We start from the raw sequence: 18,990 nt of genomic DNA on the forward strand, positions 1-18,990 counted from the left end.
CCCCCTCAGTCCTCTGCCGTGAAGCGGATCGTGCCGCCTTCGAGCGAGGCGATGCTCGCGAGCGCTTCGAGGTGGTATCCCTTGTCGAGCAGGCGCTGGTGGCCGGGCTGGAAGGCTTTCTCGATGGCGATGCCGATGCCGGCGACCTTCGAGCCTGCTTCCTCGACGAGCTTCGCGAGGCCGAGTGCCGCCTCGCCGTTGGCGAGGAAGTCATCGATGATCAGGACATTCTCGCCGGCTGGCAGGAACTTCTGCAGCACGAGGATGTCGGAGTACTCCTTCTTGGTGTACGAGAAGACGCGATGCGTGTAGATGGGCTCGTTAATGAGAGCCGACTTCTTCTTGCGCGCGAAGACGAGCGGCACGTGGAGCGTAAGCGCCGTCATGACGCCGATGGCGATGTCAGGACGCGGTCGATACCCGCATCCTTGAAGAGGCGCGCGAACTCCTCGCCCATCGCCTGCGAGAGTTCCGGGTCAATCTGGTGATTGAGGAACGAGTCGACCTTGAGTACATTGCCCGGCAGCACGATGCCGTCCTTCTTGATTCTCTCTTCCAACAGTTTCATGTCTGATTCTCCCTTAGCAAACAAAACAGAAAAATGCGGCTATCTCAATCCTCAGCCCACAAGACGGTCAGAGCTGCCCGATCATCTTGTGGGTCTGCGGGATGACGCGGACGTCCTTGAGGTGTTTGAGTGCATGCGACTGGCAGGCGAGGATCTTCTCGGGGCTTGCCGCTGCGCATCCGCCATACGGCGTGACGGGCTGGATGATGAAGAGTGCGTCGGGAGCCTCCTCTTCGAGCAGGGCGACGCTTTTCCTGAATTCCTCCTCCGTCGTCTCAGCCGAGACGACGAGCTTGACGTAGAGGTCCTTCGTGCGCGCGAGCTCGAGGAAACGCGCATGCGCCTCCCACTGCGGCTTTGTCACGATGCTCGGCAGCTTGATGTCCATGCTGATGATGTCGGTGATGTCGAGGATGGAGGCGAGTTCGCGGTAGAGCGTGCCGTTCGTCTCGAGGAAGACCTTCGGCCGCTGGCCGAGCGCGTGCAGCGCTTCTACGACCGCGCAGATGAAGGCGGCGTGCAGCAGCGGCTCGCCGCCGGTGAAGCTCACGGCCTCGTGCGGGACTTCCTGCAGGAGATTGGCGATGACAGCGGCCGTCTCAGAGGCGGTCATCGGATTCTTGATGGTCTCGAAGGTACGCGAACCAGCAGCCGTCTCGACCTGGCAGACGGGATGAGAGCCAGGCTTGTTCTCTGTGTCACAGTAGCTGCAGTCGAGATTGCAGCCCTCGAGGCGCACAAAGACCTGGCGGCAGCCGACGTACTTGCCCTCCCCCTGTATCGAGGAGAAGATCTCGATGAGGTTCTCGTTGTTTGCGTTCATCGTCAGTCCCTCGTGTAGGTGACAGACGACGTCGGCGTCTCGTAGACCGTGATGGCCGCGAGATGGCTGTCGCGCACGAGGACAGGGCTCTTTTCAAGCGCCTCGAAGATGATGCGCGCGAGATTCTCTGCCGTCGGGTTGATGCCCGACGAGAACGGTTCAAGCTCGTTCAAGAAGCGGTGGTCAAAGCGTTCGAGTGCTTCCTTGAGCGCGCCCTTGATGGCCTTGAAGTCGACGAGCATGCCGAGCTCGTCGAGCTCCGTTCCCTTGACGAGCGCCTCGACCTTCCAGTTGTGGCCGTGCAGCCGGTCGCACTTGCCCGGGTAGTTGACGACGCGGTGTGCCGCTTCAAAGGCACCTTCGACTTTGAGTGTGTACATGATTGACTCCTCCTAAAAACAAACCTCCCTGCATAGAGAGGGAGGTGATTCTTTACTTCTTGAGTGACTTCTCAATCGACTTCGTGTTCTTGACGTTGCCGACGATGTCGTTCATGCTCATGGCGCGCGTGTGCTGCGTGTGGCTCCACTCGTGCTCATTGCGGTGGATGAAGCCGAGGAAGATGATCGGGATCCACGAGTAAATGAAGACCGGATACAGCAGCATGTAGAGCCAGGACTTCCACTTCGCGCGGATCTTGATCAGGATGATCATCGGCAGGATGTACTGGCCGAGCATGATGGCCGTCATGAGCTGGGACGGCATGAAGTTGTAGATATTCGTGTAGAACGGCGGGAAGGCGAGCTGGATGTAGCTGATGACGATGAAGATCGTCGAGATCATCAGGAAGTGCGGCTGCATGAGGTAGATGCACTCATCCCACATGCGGATGTCCTTGTGCTTCCAGCCGGCCTTGAGCATCTTCGGGATGAAGCGGTTGCCGACATCGAACTGGCCCTGTGCCCAGCGGCGGCGCTGGTTCCACGACTGCTTGAACGTCAGCGGCTTCTCGTCGTAGATGATGGCGTCGTGTGCCCAGCTCGTCTTGATGCCCTCGGCCATGCACTTCATCGTGAACTCCATGTCCTCTGTCAGGCAGGTCGCCTGCCAGCCGTGCTTCTTGAGGATCTCCGAAGCAAAGCACATGCCCGTGCCGCCGAGGCAGGCCGAGAGGCCGATGTTCGACTTCGCGAGGTGCGAGATGTAGCAGATGACCCAGAACGCGATAGCAAACGTGCCCGAGACCCACGTGTCGTACGGATTCTTCGCGTCCATGTAGCCCTGGATGACCTTGTCGCCCTTGCAGAGGCGGTTGTTCATCTCCATGAGGAACTGCGGGTGTACGAGGTTGTCGGCATCGAAGACGCAGACGGCATCGTACTGCTTGTCCATCTTGAACAGGCGGTCGAACATCCACTGGAGCGCATAGCCCTTGCTCTTCTTCGTCGGATGCGTGCGCACGTGGACGAGCGCCCCTGCCTCCTCGGCAATCTCTGCCGTGTTGTCCGTGCAGTTGTCGGCGATGACGTAGATGTCATACATGTCCTTCGGATAGTTGAGCTGCTTGAGGTTCTCGACGAGCTGGCCGATGACGGCGTGCTCGTTGTGTGCCGCGACGACGAGTGCAAACGTCTTGCGCGGCGTCTTGATCTTGACCTCTTTCTTGCGCCACATGCCGCAGAAGCCGATGACGAAGAAATAGAGCGTGAAGAGGAAGATCAGGATCTGCATTGGCACCATGATGATGTCAAAAGGATGTGTGAACAAAAACAATCAGCCTTTCTTTGCAAAACTTGCCAGCAGAGAATTGACGATGCCCAAGACCGCGTACGTCGAGAATAGAGCGACAGCGAGAGCCGCTAAGAGCGATGCGTGGCCGAGCCAGAGGATGGCGAGGAACAGGACGAGTGCGACAATCTTCGAGATGAGGTAGATGGGCTCTGCCCCATCGCCCTTGAAGTTCGGATAGTGGACGTGGCTGACCATGAGCCAGCCGACGAAGGCCATGACGATGGGATACGCGATGCCAAAAGCCATCGGATCGACGCCGAGCTCGACGAAGAGCAGCGTCGTCATCGCGACGATGTTGCCGCCTGCCGGGATGGCGAGGCCCATGAAGTAGCCGTGCACGACCGAGGCGTTGACGTTGAAGCGCGCGAGGCGCCACATGCCGCAGATCGCGAAGAAGATCGCGACGACGACACCGAGGAAGCCGTGGTTATGCAGCACAAAGGCCCAGGCGAGGAAGGCCGACGCGATGCCGAAGGAGCCGAGGTCGCAGAGCGAGTCCATCTCCTTGCCCATCTCGCTGGCCACGCCGAAGAAGCGGGCTGTGCGGCCGTCAAGGCCATCCGCGACGAGCGCGAGCAGAATAAAGATCGAACCCCAGACGAGGTTCCCACTGTACGTGGAAAGGATCGAACACATGCCGAAGACGAGGTTCGATGAGGTACACATATTCGGTATTAACCTGCGATAGTCCATCAGTCTTTCATCCTCCCGATAATGGTTTTGCCACCCATGACCTTCTGGCCCTTCTTGACCGTCACAGCGACGTCCTGCGGCATGACGACCTCGAGGCACGAGCCGAACTTGATCATGCCGTAGAGCTCTCCCTGCTTGAGCTTGTCGTCGAGCGTGACGTAAGAGACGATACGGCGGGCCAGGATGCCTGCGATCTGCTTGACCGTGATGCGCAGGCGGCCGTTCTCGATGCCGAGCAGGTGGTGTTCGTTCTCGAAGCCGACCGTGTCCTTGTAGGCGGGACGGAAGCGGCCGCAGTAGTACTTCTGCAGCTTGATCTCACCCTCGATCGGGCTGCGGTTGACATGCACGTTGAAGACCGACATGAAGATGACGATCTTGTTGCACGGCTCCTTGATGAAGCCGTCCTCATCCGTCTCGAGCGGCACGATGTCCGTGACTGTCCCGTCAGCCGGCGAGAGCACGACAGACGAGTCCTGCTCGATGTGGCGCTTCGGGTTGCGGAAGAAGTAGCAGAAATAGAGCATGAGGACGAATGGCACGACGGCGGCCAGCGGATGCAGCGACCAGCCGAAGAGCAGTGTCAGCACGAAGCATCCCCCGATGAACGGGTATCCCTCTGAAATAATCGGAGTCAAACCTCCACCTCCTGATCGATTTGATATGTCTCCATGCAGATAGCCCTCTGCATAAGGAGCAGGCCAGTTTCGCCACTGGCCTGCCTGCTAATTTACAATTATAGCGGATTGCCCTGCCTTTGTCCATACGAGATGGCCATTCCGGCGCTCCCGCCTGTGACTTTTCTGAAAGGCGGCGGTCATCACTTCTTGGCGTGATGCACCTTGAGCACGAACTTCGGCAGCGCCATGAGGCGGCCGGCGCGCTTCGGCTGCAGCATGCCGCGGAAGAGCCACTCGAGCTTGGCCTTCTGCATCCAGCGCGGCGCGCGCTTCATGACGCCGGCCATGACGTCGAGCGTGCCGCCGACGCCGATGGAGACGGGCACGCCGAGTTCGTCCTTGTGGGCGTAGAGCCACTTCTCCTGTTTCGGTACGCCGAGCGCCGCGAGCAAGAGGTCCGGCTTCGCCTTGCGGATCTCCTCGATGATGCCCGGCTCGTCCTTCTCCGAGAAGAAGCCGTTGCGCGTGCCGACAATCTCGATGCCCGGGTAGAGCGACTCGGCCTTCTTCTTGGCGAGTTCCGCTACGCCCGGTGCCGAGCCGAAGAAGAAGATGCGGCGCTTCTTCTCCGGAGCGCGGCGCATGAGCTCCTGTGCGAGGTCGTAGCCAGCGACGCGTTCCGGCATCTCGTGTCCGAGGTGATGCGCAGCCCAGACCGTGCCCGCACCGTCCGGCACGACGAGTGCGGCATTGTTGAGGATCTTCATGAGCTCATGGTCGTGCGTCGCGCGCATGATCATCTCGGCATTGGCCGTGGCGACGAGCACGCCGCACATCTCATCCATATACGTCTCCACTTGGGCGACGGCTTCCTCCATCGTGACGGGGTCCACCTTGACCCCGAGGATATCAATCTTCTTCGGCACTTCGTTACCCTCCCATAAACAAAGCCGCAGACTGCGGCCCTTCATGATATACGTTAGATTCTATCATAAATCGGTCCAAGATGCAAAACGATGCAACGGCGCAAAAATCCCGGGCACCAGTAAAGTGCCCGGGATCTCACAGTGGTCCCTGATGCGCTGGAGCTCTAGCGAGGTCCAGGCATTCAGTTCTCTTCTTTTTTCTCTTTCTTCTTGACGGCCGTGCGGATGGAGAGCTCGCGGAGCTGCTTCTCATCAACCGGCGACGGAGCGTTCGACATGACGTCGCGTGCACTCTGCGTCTTCGGGAAGGCGATGACGTCGCGGATCGACGGGCGCTTTGCCATGAGCATGACCAGACGGTCGAGGCCGAAAGCGAGACCGCCATGTGGCGGCGTGCCATACTGGAAGGCATCCATCATGAAGCCGAACTTCGTATGAGCCTGCTCCGGCGTGAGGCCGAGGGACTCGAATACCTTCTCCTGCAGGTCGGCGTTGTAGATACGCAGCGAACCACCGCCGATTTCGACGCCGTTGAGGACCATATCGTAGGCATTGGCCTTGACCTCGCCCATGCGGTCCGTGTTCAGCAGAGGAATATCCTCGTCGCGCGGAGCCGTGAACGGATGGTGCATTGCCTTGAAGCGGTGCTCTTCGTCGCTCCACTCGTACATCGGGAAATCGACGACCCAGAGGAAGCGGAGCTTGTCCGGATCGATGAGGCCGCGCTCCTTGCCCATCTCGAGGCGCAGCTGGCCGAGAGCCGTGTCGACGACGAGGCGCTTGTCGGCGACGACGAGCAGCAGGTCGCCCGTCTTGGCCCCCGTAGCTTCAGCAATCTTGGCGAACGTCTCATCCTCGTAGAACTTCTTGAACGGGCTCTTGATGCCGTCTTCCGTGTACTGGATCCAGGCAAGGCCTTTGGCACCGTAGACCTGGACGAACTTGACGAGGTCGTCCAGGCGGCGGCGCGGGATGTCCGCATAGCCGTCAACCTTGATGCACTTGACCATGCCACCGTTCTCGATGACGGAGTTGAAGACCTTGAAGCTCGAGCCCTTGACGTACTCGGAGATGTCCATGAGCGGCATGTCGAAGCGCAGGTCCGGCTTATCGGAGCCGTACTTATCCATGGCCGTATCCCACTCCATGCGCTCAAACGGCGTCGGGATGTCGGCGCCGATAGCCTTCTTGAAGAGCTCCTTGATCATGCCCTCCATCAGCGTCAGGATGTCGTCCTGGCTCATGAAGCTCATCTCGATATCGAGCTGTGTGAATTCCGGCTGGCGGTCAGCGCGCAGGTCTTCATCACGGAAGCAGCGGACAATCTGGAAGTACTTCTCGAAGCCGGCGACCTGCAGGATCTGCTTGAAGATCTGCGGGGACTGCGGCAGGGCGTAGAACTCACCCGGATTGACGCGGCTCGGGACGAGGAAGTCGCGGGCGCCTTCCGGCGTGCTCTTGCAGAGCATCGGCGTCTCGATCTCGAGGAAGCCGTTGCGGTCGAAGAAATCGCGCATGATTTTCGTCACGCGGTGGCGAAGGATGATGTTCTTCTGCATCTCCGGGCGGCGCAGGTCGAGATAACGGTACTTGAGGCGGACCATCTCGTCCACATCAACGCCGTCCTGGATGTAGAACGGCGGCGTCTTCGACGTATTGAGGATGCGCAGCTCTGCGCAGACGACCTCGATTTCACCTGTATCGATGTTCGGGTTGATCGTCTCCTCGCTGCGCGCGCGGATCTTGCCGCGCACGGCAATGCAGAACTCGTTGCGCAGGGACTCTGCCTTGTGGAACGTTCCTTCGTTCATGGCAGCTTCATCGAACACGATCTGCACGAAACCGGAACGGTCGCGCATGTCGACGAAGATCAGTCCGCCGTGGTCACGACGGCGGGAGACCCAGCCGCAGAGCACGACTTCCTGGCCGACGTCCGTCTTGCGAAGGGCACCGCAATGATGGGTGCGCTTCATACCTTGTAATGTTTCCATTAACCTTTCACCTCAGCACATAGCTTTTCTATAATAGCATCAAAAGAAACCTTCTGCTGCTCACTCTTTTCCATATCCTTGAGCATGACACAGGATTCTTTGACTTCATCTTCACCGATGATCAGCGCAAAGCGGGCATGTGCCTTGTTTGCCTGTTTCATCTGGGCCTTCATACTGCGGCCCGCATAATCCATCGAAGCCTTGAGGCCGGCGCGGCGCAGCTTCGTCAGGAGCGTGAAGGCCGGGGCCTTGGCCGCCTCACCGAGCGCGACGACAAAGGCATCTGCCTTCTTCTCCTGCTCCGGGATGAGGCCCTGTTTCTCGAGGGCTAAGAGCACGCGCTCGAGGCCCGTCGCAAAGCCGACAGCCGGCGTCGGCTTGCCGCCGATCTCCTCGATGAGGCCGTCGTAACGGCCGCCGCCAGCGACAGCGCTCTGGGCGCCGAGCGGTGCGTACTTGATCTCGAAGGCCGTCTTTGTGTAGTAGTCGAGGCCGCGCACGAGACGCGGGTCGAGCTCGAACGAGATGCCGGCATCCGTCAGGTAGCTCTGGACCTTCTCGAAGTGCTCGCGGCACTCGTCGCAGAGGCAGTCCGTGATCTTCGGCGCATCCTTCATGTACGGCTTGTCGGCGTCGACCTTGCAGTCGAGGATGCGCAGCGGGCTGCGCTCGAAGCGGTCCTGGCAGTCTTCGCAGAGGTCGTCGAGCTTATCGCGGAAGTAGTCCTGCAGGACCTTGCGGTAGACCGGCCGGCACTTCGGGCAGCCGACGGAGTTGAGGCTGAGCTTCAGGTCCTTGAGTCCGAGCGACTGCAGGAAGTCGACGGCCAGCATGATGATCTCAGCATCGGCCATCGGGTTCTCCTCGCCGAGCGACTCGACACCGAACTGATGGAATTCGCGCATGCGGCCGGCCTGCGGGCGGTCGTAGCGGAACATCGAGCCGATGTAGAAGAGCTTGACGAGCGAAGCGTCGCCGTAGAGCTTGTTCTGCAGGTACGCGCGCACGACGGATGCCGTGTTCTCCGGGCGCAGCGTGATGCTGCGTCCGCCGCGGTCCTCGAACGTGTACATCTCCTTGTCGACGACATCCGTGCCTTCGCCGATGCCGCGGTGGAAGAGCTCCGTGTGCTCGAAGAGCGGCGTGCGGATTTCTTCGAATCCATAGCGGCCGCAGATCTCGCGGATCTTCCCTTCGACGTAATTCCATTCGCCGACAGTGTCGGGCAGAATGTCTTTTGTTCCCCTAGGGGCATTGGTGAGCATGAATCGTTCCCCCTGTATGTATTAATATGGTTGTTGGTTGCTTATCTCATGACTGCGGACCGTACGCCTCGTCGAGCAGCTGGCGGCGCTTCTCGATGTAGATGTCGATGTCGCGCAGGTACGTCACGAGGTCCTTCGCATTGAACGAGGACTTCATGCGCTTCCTGCGGAAGTCGACGACTTTCGTCGTCGCCGCGCCGCCGATGCCGATGATGGTCTGATGCTCCTCCATGATCTGGATGTTGTACATGCCCTCCGCACCGGCGCGGCAGCAGCCGACGTTCTCGAGGTCGCCGCTCATGTAGCCCTGGCGGTAGAGGTAGTACGGGCGCATGCCGATCTTCTTGACGTAGGCCATCGCGATCTCCGACATGCGGCGCGTCTCTTCGTCAGACGGCAGCTCGACGTGCTGCTCCTCCATCAGGAGCTTCAGGCGTGAGCCGCGCTTCAGGGCGAGCGCGTGCAGCGTGATATCATCCGGCCCCAACGCGGTGACTTTCTCCATCGTGTCGCGCACATCCTCGGCCGTCTCGCCGGGAAGCCCGAGGATCAGGTCCATGTTGATGTGCGGGATGCCCGCCTTGCGCAGCGCGTGGAACATCGTGACGACGTCCTCCGGCGTGTGCTGGCGGCCGATGCGGCGGAGCGTCCTCTCCTGCATCGTCTGCGGGTTGACGCTGACGCGCGAGACAGCGAGGCGCTTCATCGTCTCAATCTTCGCGGGCGTGATGCTGTCGGGGCGGCCCGCCTCCACCGTGAATTCCACGATAGAAGGCCCATAGAAAGCATTATATACCATATTGAGCATTTCAGCAAAGGCTTCATCGGGAAGACTCGTCGGCGTGCCGCCGCCGACGTAGATGTTCTGCACGCAAAAGCCGTAGTGCTCGATGGCGTCTTTGGCCGCAAGCAGGTCCTTCTGGAGCACGGCGAGGAACTCCTGCACGCGCTTCTTGCCGGGCAGGATGTTCGACGGGAAGGAACAGTAGAGGCAGCGCGTCAGGCAGAACGGGATGCCGATGTAGACGCTGACCGTCTTCTCGTCGGACTGCGCGAGGAACGGCAGCTGGCGGAAGGCCATCGGCACGATGACGCGGGCCTTTCCCTCGCTGCAGGCGTAGTCTTGCTGCAGCCGCTCGATGATTGCTTCCTCTCCCATGCCGCCGCGGATCCAGCGGTGCACGATCTTCGTCGGACGCACGCCATGCAGAATGCCCCAGGGTGCCTGGGGCATGTCGAGTTCTTCGCGGAAGATATGGTAGAGATTCAGCTTGATCAGGCGGTTGACGGCCGCGCCCTCACGTTCGTCGAGCGCACCCGTGCTGCGGCGCGTGAAGGACGTCTCCCTGCCGCTGCAGTCAAAGAGCATGAGCCTCGACTCCATGACGACGCGCCCGTCTGCCGTATCGGGCAGTCGGTGGTTGACGACGGAGAGCTGCAGATAGTCGGCCTCGCCGCTGCGCCCCACGATCTCCACCTTGAAGAGCACGAGCACCTCGCGCACGATCTTCGAGATGATCTCCTTGCGGTCGCTCAGCGTGAAGGTCCGGACGCGCAATCGTCTCTCCTGCGTCACTGCTGGGCCTCCTGACATTCCTTGCAGAGGCCGAAGAACTTGACCTGGTGGTCGCTGACCTTGAAGCCGAGCTTCTTCTTGATGTCCTCTTCGAGCGGCTCCAGGAAGTCGTCCTGGAACTCGATGACCTTGCCGCAGTTCGTGCAGATCAAGTGATGGTGATGGTGCTTTGACGGGTCCGTCTTGTTGACTTCGTAGCGGCTGCAGCCGTCGCCGAACTCCATTTTCTGCAGGATGCCGAGCTCCGAGAGCAGTTCGAGGCTGCGGTAGACCGTGGCCAGGCCAATCTCGGATTTGTTGTCGCGCAGGATGCCGTGCACATCCTCGGCCGAGAGATGCTCGCCCGGATGGTCGAGGAAGATCTGGAGCACGACCTGGCGCTGCGGCGTCATCTTGTGCTGGCGCTCCTGCAGCATCCGCCTGAGGTCGTCCATCGTGAAAGTCTGTGACATAATGTAGTCCCCTTTTCTAGCGTCTATTGATTCCTGTCAGCCCTCAATCCCTGCACAGGATATCGTACGTTCAAATGTATATATTATAACAAGAATGTAAGAAAAATACAATCCAGGAATCTGGGATAGACCTTTGCTGTGCCTCCGCGCTCTCACTGCCCCGGATGGCTGCTGAGCGCGCGGGAGACGCTGTAGACATTCTTGAGGCGGCGCATCTTCGTCATGATCTGCGCGACCTGTGTCGCATTCTTGACATCGAGGCCCATGACGACGGTCGACGTCTTGTTGCTGCGGTTCGGGTTGGCGTTGACGCTGTGGATGTTGATCTTCATCTCAGACGGCACGGCTAAAAGCTCTGCGAGCACGCCGCTCTTGTCGTTGCAGACGATCTCGATCTCGACGGTGTAGTCCTTATCGAGGCCGATATCCCAGCTGACCTCAATCATGCGTGAGAGGTCGTTGTCGCGCAGGACATTCGGGCAGTCCGAACGGTGCACCGAGACGCCGCGGCCTTTCGTGACAAAGCCTGTGATCGGGTCGCCGGGGATCGGGTTGCAGCAGCGCGCGAGGCGGACGAGCAAGCCGCTCTCGCCCTCGACGAGCACGCCGTGGCTCGAGCGGTTGCGCTTGCTGCTGTGCTGCGGCGTCTTGAGCTCGGAGAGCATCTTCGAGACATCGGGCGGTGTGGCTTCCTTGAGGTCCTTCTTGTAGAGTTCGATGAGCTTCGTCATGACACTGCGCAGCGTGATGCCGCCGTAGCCGAGCGCCGCGAGCAGGTCGTCCTCACTGAGGTTGTTGAGCTTTTCGGCTACCTGCTGCAGGCGCCCTTCCTTCAAGAGCGTCTTTGGCGCGTAGCCGAGGCGCTTGGCTTCATCCTTGATGAGCTCGAGGCCCTGCTCGATGTTCTCCTCGCGCTTCTCCTTCTTGAACCACGAGCGGATCTTGCTGCGCGTCTCCGACGAGGCGACGATGTTGAGCCAGTCGCGGCTCGGGCCGTTGTTGGCCTTGTTGGTGATGACGGAGACGATGTCGCCGTTCTTGAGCTTGTACTCGAGCGGCACGAGCTTGCCGTTGACCTTCGCGCCGACGCAGTGATGGCCGACTTCCGTGTGGATGCGGTAGGCGAAGTCAATCGGGATGGAGCCCTTCGGCAGGTCGACGACATCGCCCTTCGGCGTGAAGACGAAGACTTCGTCCGAGAAGACATCGACCTTCAAAGCCTCGAAGTACTCCTTCGGGTCGCTGAGCTCCTGCTGCAGGTTGACCATCTGGCGCAGCCAGCTCATCTTCTGGTCGACGGCGCCCGTCGCCTTCGCGCCCTTGCCCGCCTCCTTGTACTTCCAGTGTGCCGCAACGCCGAACTCCGATACCTGGTGCATCGCAAACGTGCGGATCTGGATCTCGAGCGGATAGCCGCGCGTCATGACCGTCGTGTGCAGCGACTGGTAGCCGTTCGACTTCGGCATGGCGATGTAGTCCTTGAAGCGGCCCGGGATCGGCTTCCACATCGCGTGGATGACGCCGAGCACGCCGTAGCAGTCCTTGACCGAGTCGACGAGCACGCGGACGGCCGAGAGGTCGTAGATTTCGCTGAGGTCCTTGTTGTCGCGCTTCATCTTCTTGTAGATGCTGTAGAAGTGCTTCGCACGGCCGCTGATATCTGCCTTGATATTCGCCTCCGCGAGCTTCTCCTTGATCTGCTCGATGGACGTATCGATGAAGCTCTGGCGCTCCTTGCGCTTCTGCTTGACATTCTCGACGAGATCGTAGTAGATCTCCGGCTCGAGATAGCGCAAGCAGAGGTCCTCGAGCTCCCACTTGATGCTCGAGATGCCGAGGCGGTTCGCGAGCGGCGCGTAGATCTCGATCGTCTCGCGCGCGATGCGCTTCTGCTTGTCCTCGCGCATGTACTTGAGCGTGCGCATGTTGTGCAGGCGGTCGGCCAGCTTAATCATGATGACGCGGATGTCCTTTGCCATCGCGAGGAACATCTTGCGGTAGCTCTCGAGCTGTGCCTCCTCCTTCGACTTGTACTGCAGGCGGCCGAGTTTCGTCACGCCGTCGATGAGCATCGCGACCTCGTCGCCGAACATCTCCTTCATCTGCTCGTTCGTGTAGATCGTGTCCTCGACGACATCGTGCAGGAGCGCCGCGCTGATGGTCGCATCGTCGAGGTGCAGCTGCGTGAGGATCTGGGCGACGTGCAGCGGGTGGATGATGTAGGCCTCCCCCGACACGCGCGTCTGCCCTTCATGGGCCTTCCTCGCGAGTTCATAGGCGCGCCGGATGAGGTCGAGGTCGGCCTTCGGCGAATACGATTTCACGGCGTCGAGAATCATCTCGATAGTCACCGGTTCTTTCTCTTTGTCATTCATACGTCCCACTCCTTTGCGTCATCGCGCAGACTCGCCGCGCGATGCGAGGTCCCTGCTTTCCCTGTCAGATGACCTTGCGGCGCCGATACGTCGGCGACGCCTCCAGTTCCATTTTTCCCTGCTTGCCCTGAACGGGTGGCAAATAATAGTGATTTTCATCAAGATTCTCTCTTAGGATACCCAATTCTTGGAAAATGCGCAAGGCCGCGCCCATCGTATAGAGAGAAATATGATGGAACGACTGGCAGAAGCGCGCGGCAAGCGCTGCCGTCTCAAAGGGGATGCTGCCCTGCATCTTCTGCAGCCCGTAGAGGAAGCGGTAGACATCACGCAGGAGCTCCTTGTCGGGGAAGACGCGCTCGCTCTCTGCCGGGCTCATGTCTTCGACCATGCACTGCAGGCTGCGGCGGCCGTTCCACTCGTTGATGGCCGGTGCGTAGACGATGTCGAGCGATTCGCGGTTCACAGAAGGCGCGAGATCGGCGCGATTCCACATCAGGCTCGTGACGGGCGCTTCGTCCGTGCCGAGCTTGAAGCGCAGATGCGTCTGATCGCGGCCGATGGCCATGGCCTCGCGGCCGCGCACATTGCGGCAGCCGAAGTACGGCTTAGGGTTGCCCATGCCGTACGGCTCGAGCAGCGAGAGCTCCTCGACGAGGTCGAGTGTCAGCTCCTCCGGCATCATCTCGAACTCGACCGAGACTTTCGGCTCGTAGTCCTCTTCTGAGAGATGTGCGCCCGCATAGGCGGCAAATGCCTCGCGGAAGGCAGGCAGCTCCTCTTCGCGCAGCGAGAGGCCAGCCGCCATCGCGTGGCCGCCGAACTGCAGCAAGTGCTCCTTACAGGCAGAGAGCGCCTCGTACATGTTGAGCCCCTCGATGCTGCGGCAGGAGCCGCGGCAGACACCGTCCTCCTGGATGGAGAGCACGATGGTCGGCTTGTAGAACTTGTCGACGAGCCGCGAGGCCGCGATGCCGATGACGCCGGGATTCCAGCCCTTGCCCGCGACGACGATGGCCTTCTCCGCCGCCATGTCGAGCCCGGAAAGCTCCTCTTCTGCCGTCTCGCAGATCTTGTGCTCGATCTCGCGGCGCTCCGTGTTGAGCATGTCGAGCTCGAGCGCGAGCTTGTCGGCGGTCTGCCGGTCCTCTGCCGTCAGCAGTGCGACGCCCGTCCTCGCCGACTCGATGCGCCCGGCCGCGTTGAGTCGCGGCGCGAGCAGGAAGCCCAGATGGCCTGCCGTGATCTTCTTGTCCTTGAGGCCCGCGACCTCGACGAGCGCTGCGATGCCCGGCAGCGAAGTCGCCTCCATGCGGGCCATGCCCTGCTTGACAATGCGGCGGTTCTCCCCGCGCAGCGGCACGATGTCTGCCACCGTGCCGAGTGCTACGAGCTCGAGGTCATCGAGAAAGACAGACTGACCGTCCCACTCTGCGCCCCGGCGCTTCGCGTCGAGAGCCTGGCAGAGCTTGAAAGCCACGCCGACACCGGCGAGATCCTTGTCGGGATACGGGCAGTCCGCGCGGTGCGGGTTGAGCACCGCACAGGCGGGCGGCAGTTCGCTGCCGGGCAGATGATGGTCCGTGATGATGATGTCGAGGTGGCCCGCCCCCTGTACCGCTGCGACATCCGCGACCGACGCGATGCCGCAGTCGACCGTGATCAAGAGGTCCGAGTGCTCGGCAATCGCCTCGAGCGCCTTGCGGTTGAGGCCATAGCCCTCTGTCATGCGGTCGGGGATGTAAAAGTCGACCCTTGCCCCGACCTTGCGCAGCGTTCGCGTCAAGAGCGATGTCGCCGTCATGCCGTCGACATCGTAGTCGCCGTAGACCGTGATGTGCTCGCCCTGCTCCAGAGCGCGCATGATGCGCGCGACAGCCTTGTCCATGTCGCGCATCTGGAAGGGATCGCAAAAAGGCAGCTGCTCCGGATGCAGGAAGAGCTGTGCCTCTTCGCGCGTGCGGATGCCGCGGTGCCACAAAAGAGCCGCCACCGTCGTGTCCCGGCCGATCTTGCGCGCAAACGCCTGAAGCTCTGGCACCGGCTCATACAATTTCCACTTCTTATACAACTTCTATCCCTCTTTATTTCCCGTATCTATTTACGTGATTTACGTTGCTTCTATTATATCATAGTTTACAATGTTTCTCTCTATCATACAGGAAAAGCAAAAACATGACAACTAAAATTTATAAGATACACCGTACCAACATTCTTTAATCGAGAAACTATTGGCAAAGGGCCGGGGGGATGTATTTCAGCTTCGTCGCTCCGTTAAATGTCCCCCATGCTGCAACGCCCTCTCAAGTTGCTTCGCCGCCTGACGCGGCGTTCTGACATTGGCTTTCCCTCGAAAAAGAGTCTTGGGGGCCATCCCTGCGGGCGGTCACTGCGCTCCTGCAGGTGAAATACATCCCCCCGGCCAGAGCTCATGCCCGCAAATGCGCTTCGAGCTTTCGTGCGGCGAGATTCCGCGGCGTATCTGAGCGGGGAGGGAACCCTTCCGCTTGCAGGAACGGCGTGATTGCCCGCAGGGATGGGGCGCACCACGCACTTGCTGGGACACGGATGTAGGAACGCCGTGGCAGGCGGCGAATGGACTTCAGGACGATGAAGTGTCATGCGCCCCATTTAACAGAGTGACGAAACCGGAAGGGTTCCCTCCCTGCTACGACAATCTGTCTCGAATCTGCACATCCCTGCCGCAACGAAGCTGAAATACAGCCCCCTCCCCTTTCCTCGATGTAAAGCGAATCAACCGTGCGAATTACAAAGAAAAGAGACTGCCGTGACAGCAGTCTCTTGCAAGAGCTTGTATGCAATTATGCAGCAGCTTCTGGTTTCGGCTGGTGCTTTTTCTTCTCGCCCCAGTTGCGGAAAACGACCCAGAGCGGGCTGGCGATGAAGATGGACGAGTAGCAGCCGACGGTGAAGCCGACGAGCAGGGCGAACGCGAAGTCCTTCGTCGTATCGCCGCCGAAGAAATAGAGGGCGGCCGTCGTGAAGAGGACGGTGAAGACCGTGTAGAGCGAGCGCGTCAGCGTCTGATAGATACTGCGGTCGACGAGCTGGTTGATGTCGCCGCCGCGGCGGAAGTGCAGCTTGAGGTTCTCGCGGATGCGGTCGAAGATGACGATGGTATCGTTGATCGAGTAACCGACAATCGTCAGGAGCGCCGCGATGAACGAGGAGTCGATCTGGCGCTGTGTCAGCGAGAAGACCGCGAGCACGATGAGGATATCGTGGATGAGCGCGAGGACGGCGGCGATGCCGAAGCGCAGCTCGAAGCGGTATGCGACGTAGAGGATGATCAGTGCCCACGAGACGACGAGGGCCAGGATAGCGTTCGTGATGAGCTCGCCGCCAATCGTCGCGCCGACTTTCTCCTCACGCAGGACCTTGTAGTCGCCGACATCGCTCTTGATGGTCGCCATGACTTCCTTGCGCTGGTCCTCCTCGAGATCGCGCGTGCGGATCATGACGTTCTCCGACTCCTTGACGTCCGACTGGGTGCCCGAGAGCTGGATGGTCGCATCGTCGAGGTCGTACTTCGCGAGGCTCGTGCGGACCTCTGCGATGCTGACCGGCTGATTGAACTTGAGGTCGATGATGGTACCGCCGGTGAAGTCGATGCCGAAGTTGAAGCCGCGTACAGCCATGCAGATGAGGCCCGGGATGATGATCAAAGCGGAAATGAGGAACCAGATTTTCCGATGACCTGCTATATCGAATTTAAGCATTCTTCTTCAAATCCTCCTTTTGCAAATCCTCTTTTTTCCAGAGCATGAAGCCCGTGACACCGTAGGCACCCGGCTTCTCGAAGAGCTTCGAATCGACCATGAGCTTGAGCATGTAGTGCGTCAGCGTGATGGCCGTGAACATCGAGAGCACCGTGCCGAGGCCCAGCGTGATGGCGAAGCCGCGGATCGTGCCCGTGCCGAGGAAGAACAGGACGGCCGCTGCGATGATCGTCGTGATGTTCGAGTCGAAGATCGTCGTGAAGGCGCGCTTGAAGCCCGACTCCATCGAGAGGCGCAGCGTCTTGCCCTGGATCTGGTACTCCTCCTTGAAGTGCTCGAAGATCAGGACGTTTGCGTCGACGGCCATACCGATGGACAGGATGATACCGGCAACGCCCGGCAGCGTCAGCGTCGCATCGAGCAGGTAGAGAAGACCGAGCAGCATGAGCGTGTAGGCCATCAGCGCGATGTCGGCGATGAAGCCCGACATGCGGTAGAAGAGGATCATGAACAGGAGGACAGCGCCGAGTCCGACGGCAAAGGCGAATTCCGACTTGTCCTTGGAATCCTGGCCGAGCGTCGGGCCGACGGTGCGCGTTTCGATGATATTGACCTTGACCGGCAGCGCGCCGCTGCGGAGGACGACGGCGAGGTTCTGCGCCTCCTCAAGCGTCTTCTGGCCCGAGATCTCAGCCTTGCCGCCGAGAATCGGCTCGCGGACATTCGGTGCCGTCAGCACCTCGCCGTCGAGCAGGATGGCGATCGTGCGGCCGACGTTCTTCGTCGTGAGGTCGGCGAATTTCTTCGCGCCCTCGTCGGTGAACTCAAGGTTGACGACGTTCTGGCCGTTCTGCTGGTTCGTTGCGGCCTGCGCGTCCTTGAGGTCAGTACCGGTCAGCACCGTATTGCCGTCCTCGTCCTTGAACTCGAGCATGGCCGTCTTGCCGATGGTCTTGATGGCCGCATCCGGGTCCTTGACGCCCGGCAGCTCGATGATGACGCGGCGCTCGCCCTCACGCTGGATGATCGGCTCTGTGAGGCCCAGCGCGTTGACGCGCTTCTCCATGATGGTGACGACGCGGTTCATCGCATCATCGTTGACTTTTGCTACATCGGTATCTTCGGCTTCGAGCACGACGTGCGTGCCGCCCTGCAGGTCGAGGCCCTGGCGTATGGAATTGGCCAGAGGCTGGACGAATGCAAGGAATAAGCCGACGATTGCCACGATGCAGACAATGAGTTTGATGAGACTATTCTTTCTCAACGTTTCACAACCCTTTCTACGTGGTCTATGTATTTGGTTCAATCCGACGCGTTTCCGTCAGGATCAGATTGACGCGTGCATCATGCGCTTCCATCGGGACGCTCGCGACGACCTGACCGTCGAAGGTCAGTGCGGCGCGGTAAGCCTGCGGCGCCTTCTCCATGAGATAGCGGTCGTAGTAACCGCCGCCGAGGCCGAGCCGCTCCCCCGCCGGCGAGAACGCCGCGCCGGGAACGACGACGAAGTCGATCTCGGCTGCGGGGATGATGGCCTGTTCCTCCCGGCGGACCGTCAGGATGCCGAACTTGCCCGGCACGAGCGCCGCAAGCGACGGCAGGTTGACGACTTCCATGAGCCCCTTGCCCGTGATGAGCGGCAGGCCGACGCGCTTGCTCTCCCTGAGGGCATGGGCGAGCAGGTCGTAGAGCTGGACTTCGTCGGGCATCGAGGCGTAGGCGAAGATGGTCTTTGCCTGCTGGAAGCGCGGCTCCTCGTAGAGGCGCGCTAGGATGGCCCGGCTCTTCGCTTCGTGCTGCTCTTTCGTCAGCCCTTTGCGGAAAGCGAGCATCTTCTGGCGCAGTGCCTTCTTCTCGGCGAGCTTCACTTCGTGCAGCTCACGCGGCGTCATCAGGCGGCCTCCTGCTGCGTGACGTTGGCATTGACGCTCGAGCGCACGACCTCGATGACGACACCGTCGGCAATCTTGAGCTTCAGCGACGTGTCGCCGAGCTCCACGATTGTGCCGTAGATGCCGCCAATCGTGATGACCTGGTCACCCTTCTTGAGGTTGTCGAGCATGGCGCGGCGGCGGTTCTGCTGCTTTTTCTGCGGACGGTAGAGCAGGAAGTAGAAGATCGCGATCATGACGACGATCGGGCCCCACGTTCCAAGTGCTTCTGGACTCATAATGAACAACTCCTTTTCAGATAAAAATGATGTGTGGACATATATCGGTCATGGCGGCAG

General features: G+C 60.2%; 18 protein-coding genes. All 18 read right to left on the minus strand.

The window, feature by feature from the left end:
* Positions 1–5 precede the first annotated feature (5 nt).
* A complete protein-coding gene (locus B2X55_RS07575) occupies positions 6–386 on the minus strand; it encodes a hypothetical protein (protein ID WP_414683492.1) in 381 nt (126 codons plus the stop codon).
* The gene (locus B2X55_RS10890; RefSeq protein ID WP_414683493.1) at positions 383–568 is read right to left on the minus strand and encodes a hypothetical protein; all 186 of its coding nucleotides are present in this window, start codon (positions 566–568) and stop codon (positions 383–385) included. The genes B2X55_RS07575 and B2X55_RS10890 overlap by 4 nt, the downstream gene beginning before the upstream one ends.
* Positions 569–635: 67 nt before the next feature.
* Positions 636–1,391, minus strand: coding sequence for a 7-carboxy-7-deazaguanine synthase QueE (locus B2X55_RS07580; protein ID WP_286821577.1), 756 nt, complete (start codon positions 1,389–1,391; stop codon positions 636–638).
* A 2-nt stretch (positions 1,392–1,393) separates the two neighbouring features.
* Positions 1,394–1,771, minus strand: a complete 378-nt coding sequence (gene queD, locus B2X55_RS07585) for a 6-carboxytetrahydropterin synthase QueD (protein WP_286821578.1) — start codon at positions 1,769–1,771, stop codon at positions 1,394–1,396.
* A gap of 52 nt (positions 1,772–1,823) precedes the next feature.
* Entirely contained in the window at positions 1,824–3,071 is a 1,248-nt protein-coding gene (locus B2X55_RS07590; RefSeq protein WP_051652173.1) for a glycosyltransferase family 2 protein, read from the minus strand.
* 33 nt (positions 3,072–3,104) lie between these two features.
* A complete protein-coding gene (gene pssA, locus B2X55_RS07595) occupies positions 3,105–3,815 on the minus strand; it encodes a CDP-diacylglycerol--serine O-phosphatidyltransferase (protein WP_286821579.1) in 711 nt (236 codons plus the stop codon).
* The gene (locus tag B2X55_RS07600) at positions 3,815–4,453 is read right to left on the minus strand and encodes a phosphatidylserine decarboxylase family protein (protein WP_286821581.1); all 639 of its coding nucleotides are present in this window, start codon (positions 4,451–4,453) and stop codon (positions 3,815–3,817) included. The genes pssA and B2X55_RS07600 overlap by 1 nt, the downstream gene beginning before the upstream one ends.
* 182 nt (positions 4,454–4,635) lie before the next feature.
* Positions 4,636–5,406: a WecB/TagA/CpsF family glycosyltransferase gene (locus B2X55_RS07605; protein WP_051652151.1), complete on the minus strand. Its 771-nt coding sequence runs from the start codon at positions 5,404–5,406 to the stop codon at positions 4,636–4,638.
* 137 nt (positions 5,407–5,543) lie between these two features.
* On the minus strand, positions 5,544–7,352 hold the full coding sequence (aspS, locus tag B2X55_RS07610) for an aspartate--tRNA ligase (RefSeq protein WP_286821583.1): 1,809 nt from the start codon (positions 7,350–7,352) through the stop codon (positions 5,544–5,546).
* The gene (gene hisS, locus B2X55_RS07615) at positions 7,352–8,617 is read right to left on the minus strand and encodes a histidine--tRNA ligase (protein WP_278822923.1); all 1,266 of its coding nucleotides are present in this window, start codon (positions 8,615–8,617) and stop codon (positions 7,352–7,354) included. The genes aspS and hisS overlap by 1 nt, the downstream gene beginning before the upstream one ends.
* A 46-nt stretch (positions 8,618–8,663) precedes the next feature.
* Positions 8,664–10,175: a coproporphyrinogen dehydrogenase HemZ gene (gene hemZ / locus B2X55_RS07620; RefSeq protein ID WP_286821796.1), complete on the minus strand. Its 1,512-nt coding sequence runs from the start codon at positions 10,173–10,175 to the stop codon at positions 8,664–8,666.
* A 14-nt stretch (positions 10,176–10,189) separates the two neighbouring features.
* The gene (locus B2X55_RS07625) at positions 10,190–10,645 is read right to left on the minus strand and encodes a Fur family transcriptional regulator (protein ID WP_286821584.1); all 456 of its coding nucleotides are present in this window, start codon (positions 10,643–10,645) and stop codon (positions 10,190–10,192) included.
* A gap of 152 nt (positions 10,646–10,797) precedes the next feature.
* On the minus strand, positions 10,798–13,020 hold the full coding sequence (locus tag B2X55_RS07630) for a RelA/SpoT family protein (RefSeq protein ID WP_036374651.1): 2,223 nt from the start codon (positions 13,018–13,020) through the stop codon (positions 10,798–10,800).
* A gap of 64 nt (positions 13,021–13,084) precedes the next feature.
* A complete protein-coding gene (gene recJ, locus B2X55_RS07635) occupies positions 13,085–15,091 on the minus strand; it encodes a single-stranded-DNA-specific exonuclease RecJ (protein ID WP_286821585.1) in 2,007 nt (668 codons plus the stop codon).
* 751 nt (positions 15,092–15,842) lie between these two features.
* The gene (secF, locus tag B2X55_RS07640; protein ID WP_036374647.1) at positions 15,843–16,760 is read right to left on the minus strand and encodes a protein translocase subunit SecF; all 918 of its coding nucleotides are present in this window, start codon (positions 16,758–16,760) and stop codon (positions 15,843–15,845) included.
* Positions 16,753–18,006, minus strand: a complete 1,254-nt coding sequence (gene secD, locus B2X55_RS07645; RefSeq protein ID WP_286821797.1) for a protein translocase subunit SecD — start codon at positions 18,004–18,006, stop codon at positions 16,753–16,755. Before secD ends, secF begins: the two co-directional genes overlap by 8 nt.
* Before the next feature lie 43 nt (positions 18,007–18,049).
* Entirely contained in the window at positions 18,050–18,652 is a 603-nt protein-coding gene (locus tag B2X55_RS07650; protein WP_286821587.1) for a 5-formyltetrahydrofolate cyclo-ligase, read from the minus strand.
* Positions 18,652–18,930 carry a preprotein translocase subunit YajC gene (gene yajC, locus B2X55_RS07655; protein ID WP_036374644.1) on the minus strand — a complete coding sequence of 93 codons (279 nt, stop codon included), beginning with the start codon at positions 18,928–18,930 and terminating at the stop codon, positions 18,652–18,654. Before yajC ends, B2X55_RS07650 begins: the two co-directional genes overlap by 1 nt.
* Positions 18,931–18,990: the final 60 nt, after the last annotated feature.

This window comes from Mitsuokella sp. UBA4253 (genome assembly GCF_002395285.1).
Taxonomy (GTDB): Bacteria; Bacillota; Negativicutes; order Selenomonadales; family Selenomonadaceae; genus Mitsuokella; species Mitsuokella jalaludinii.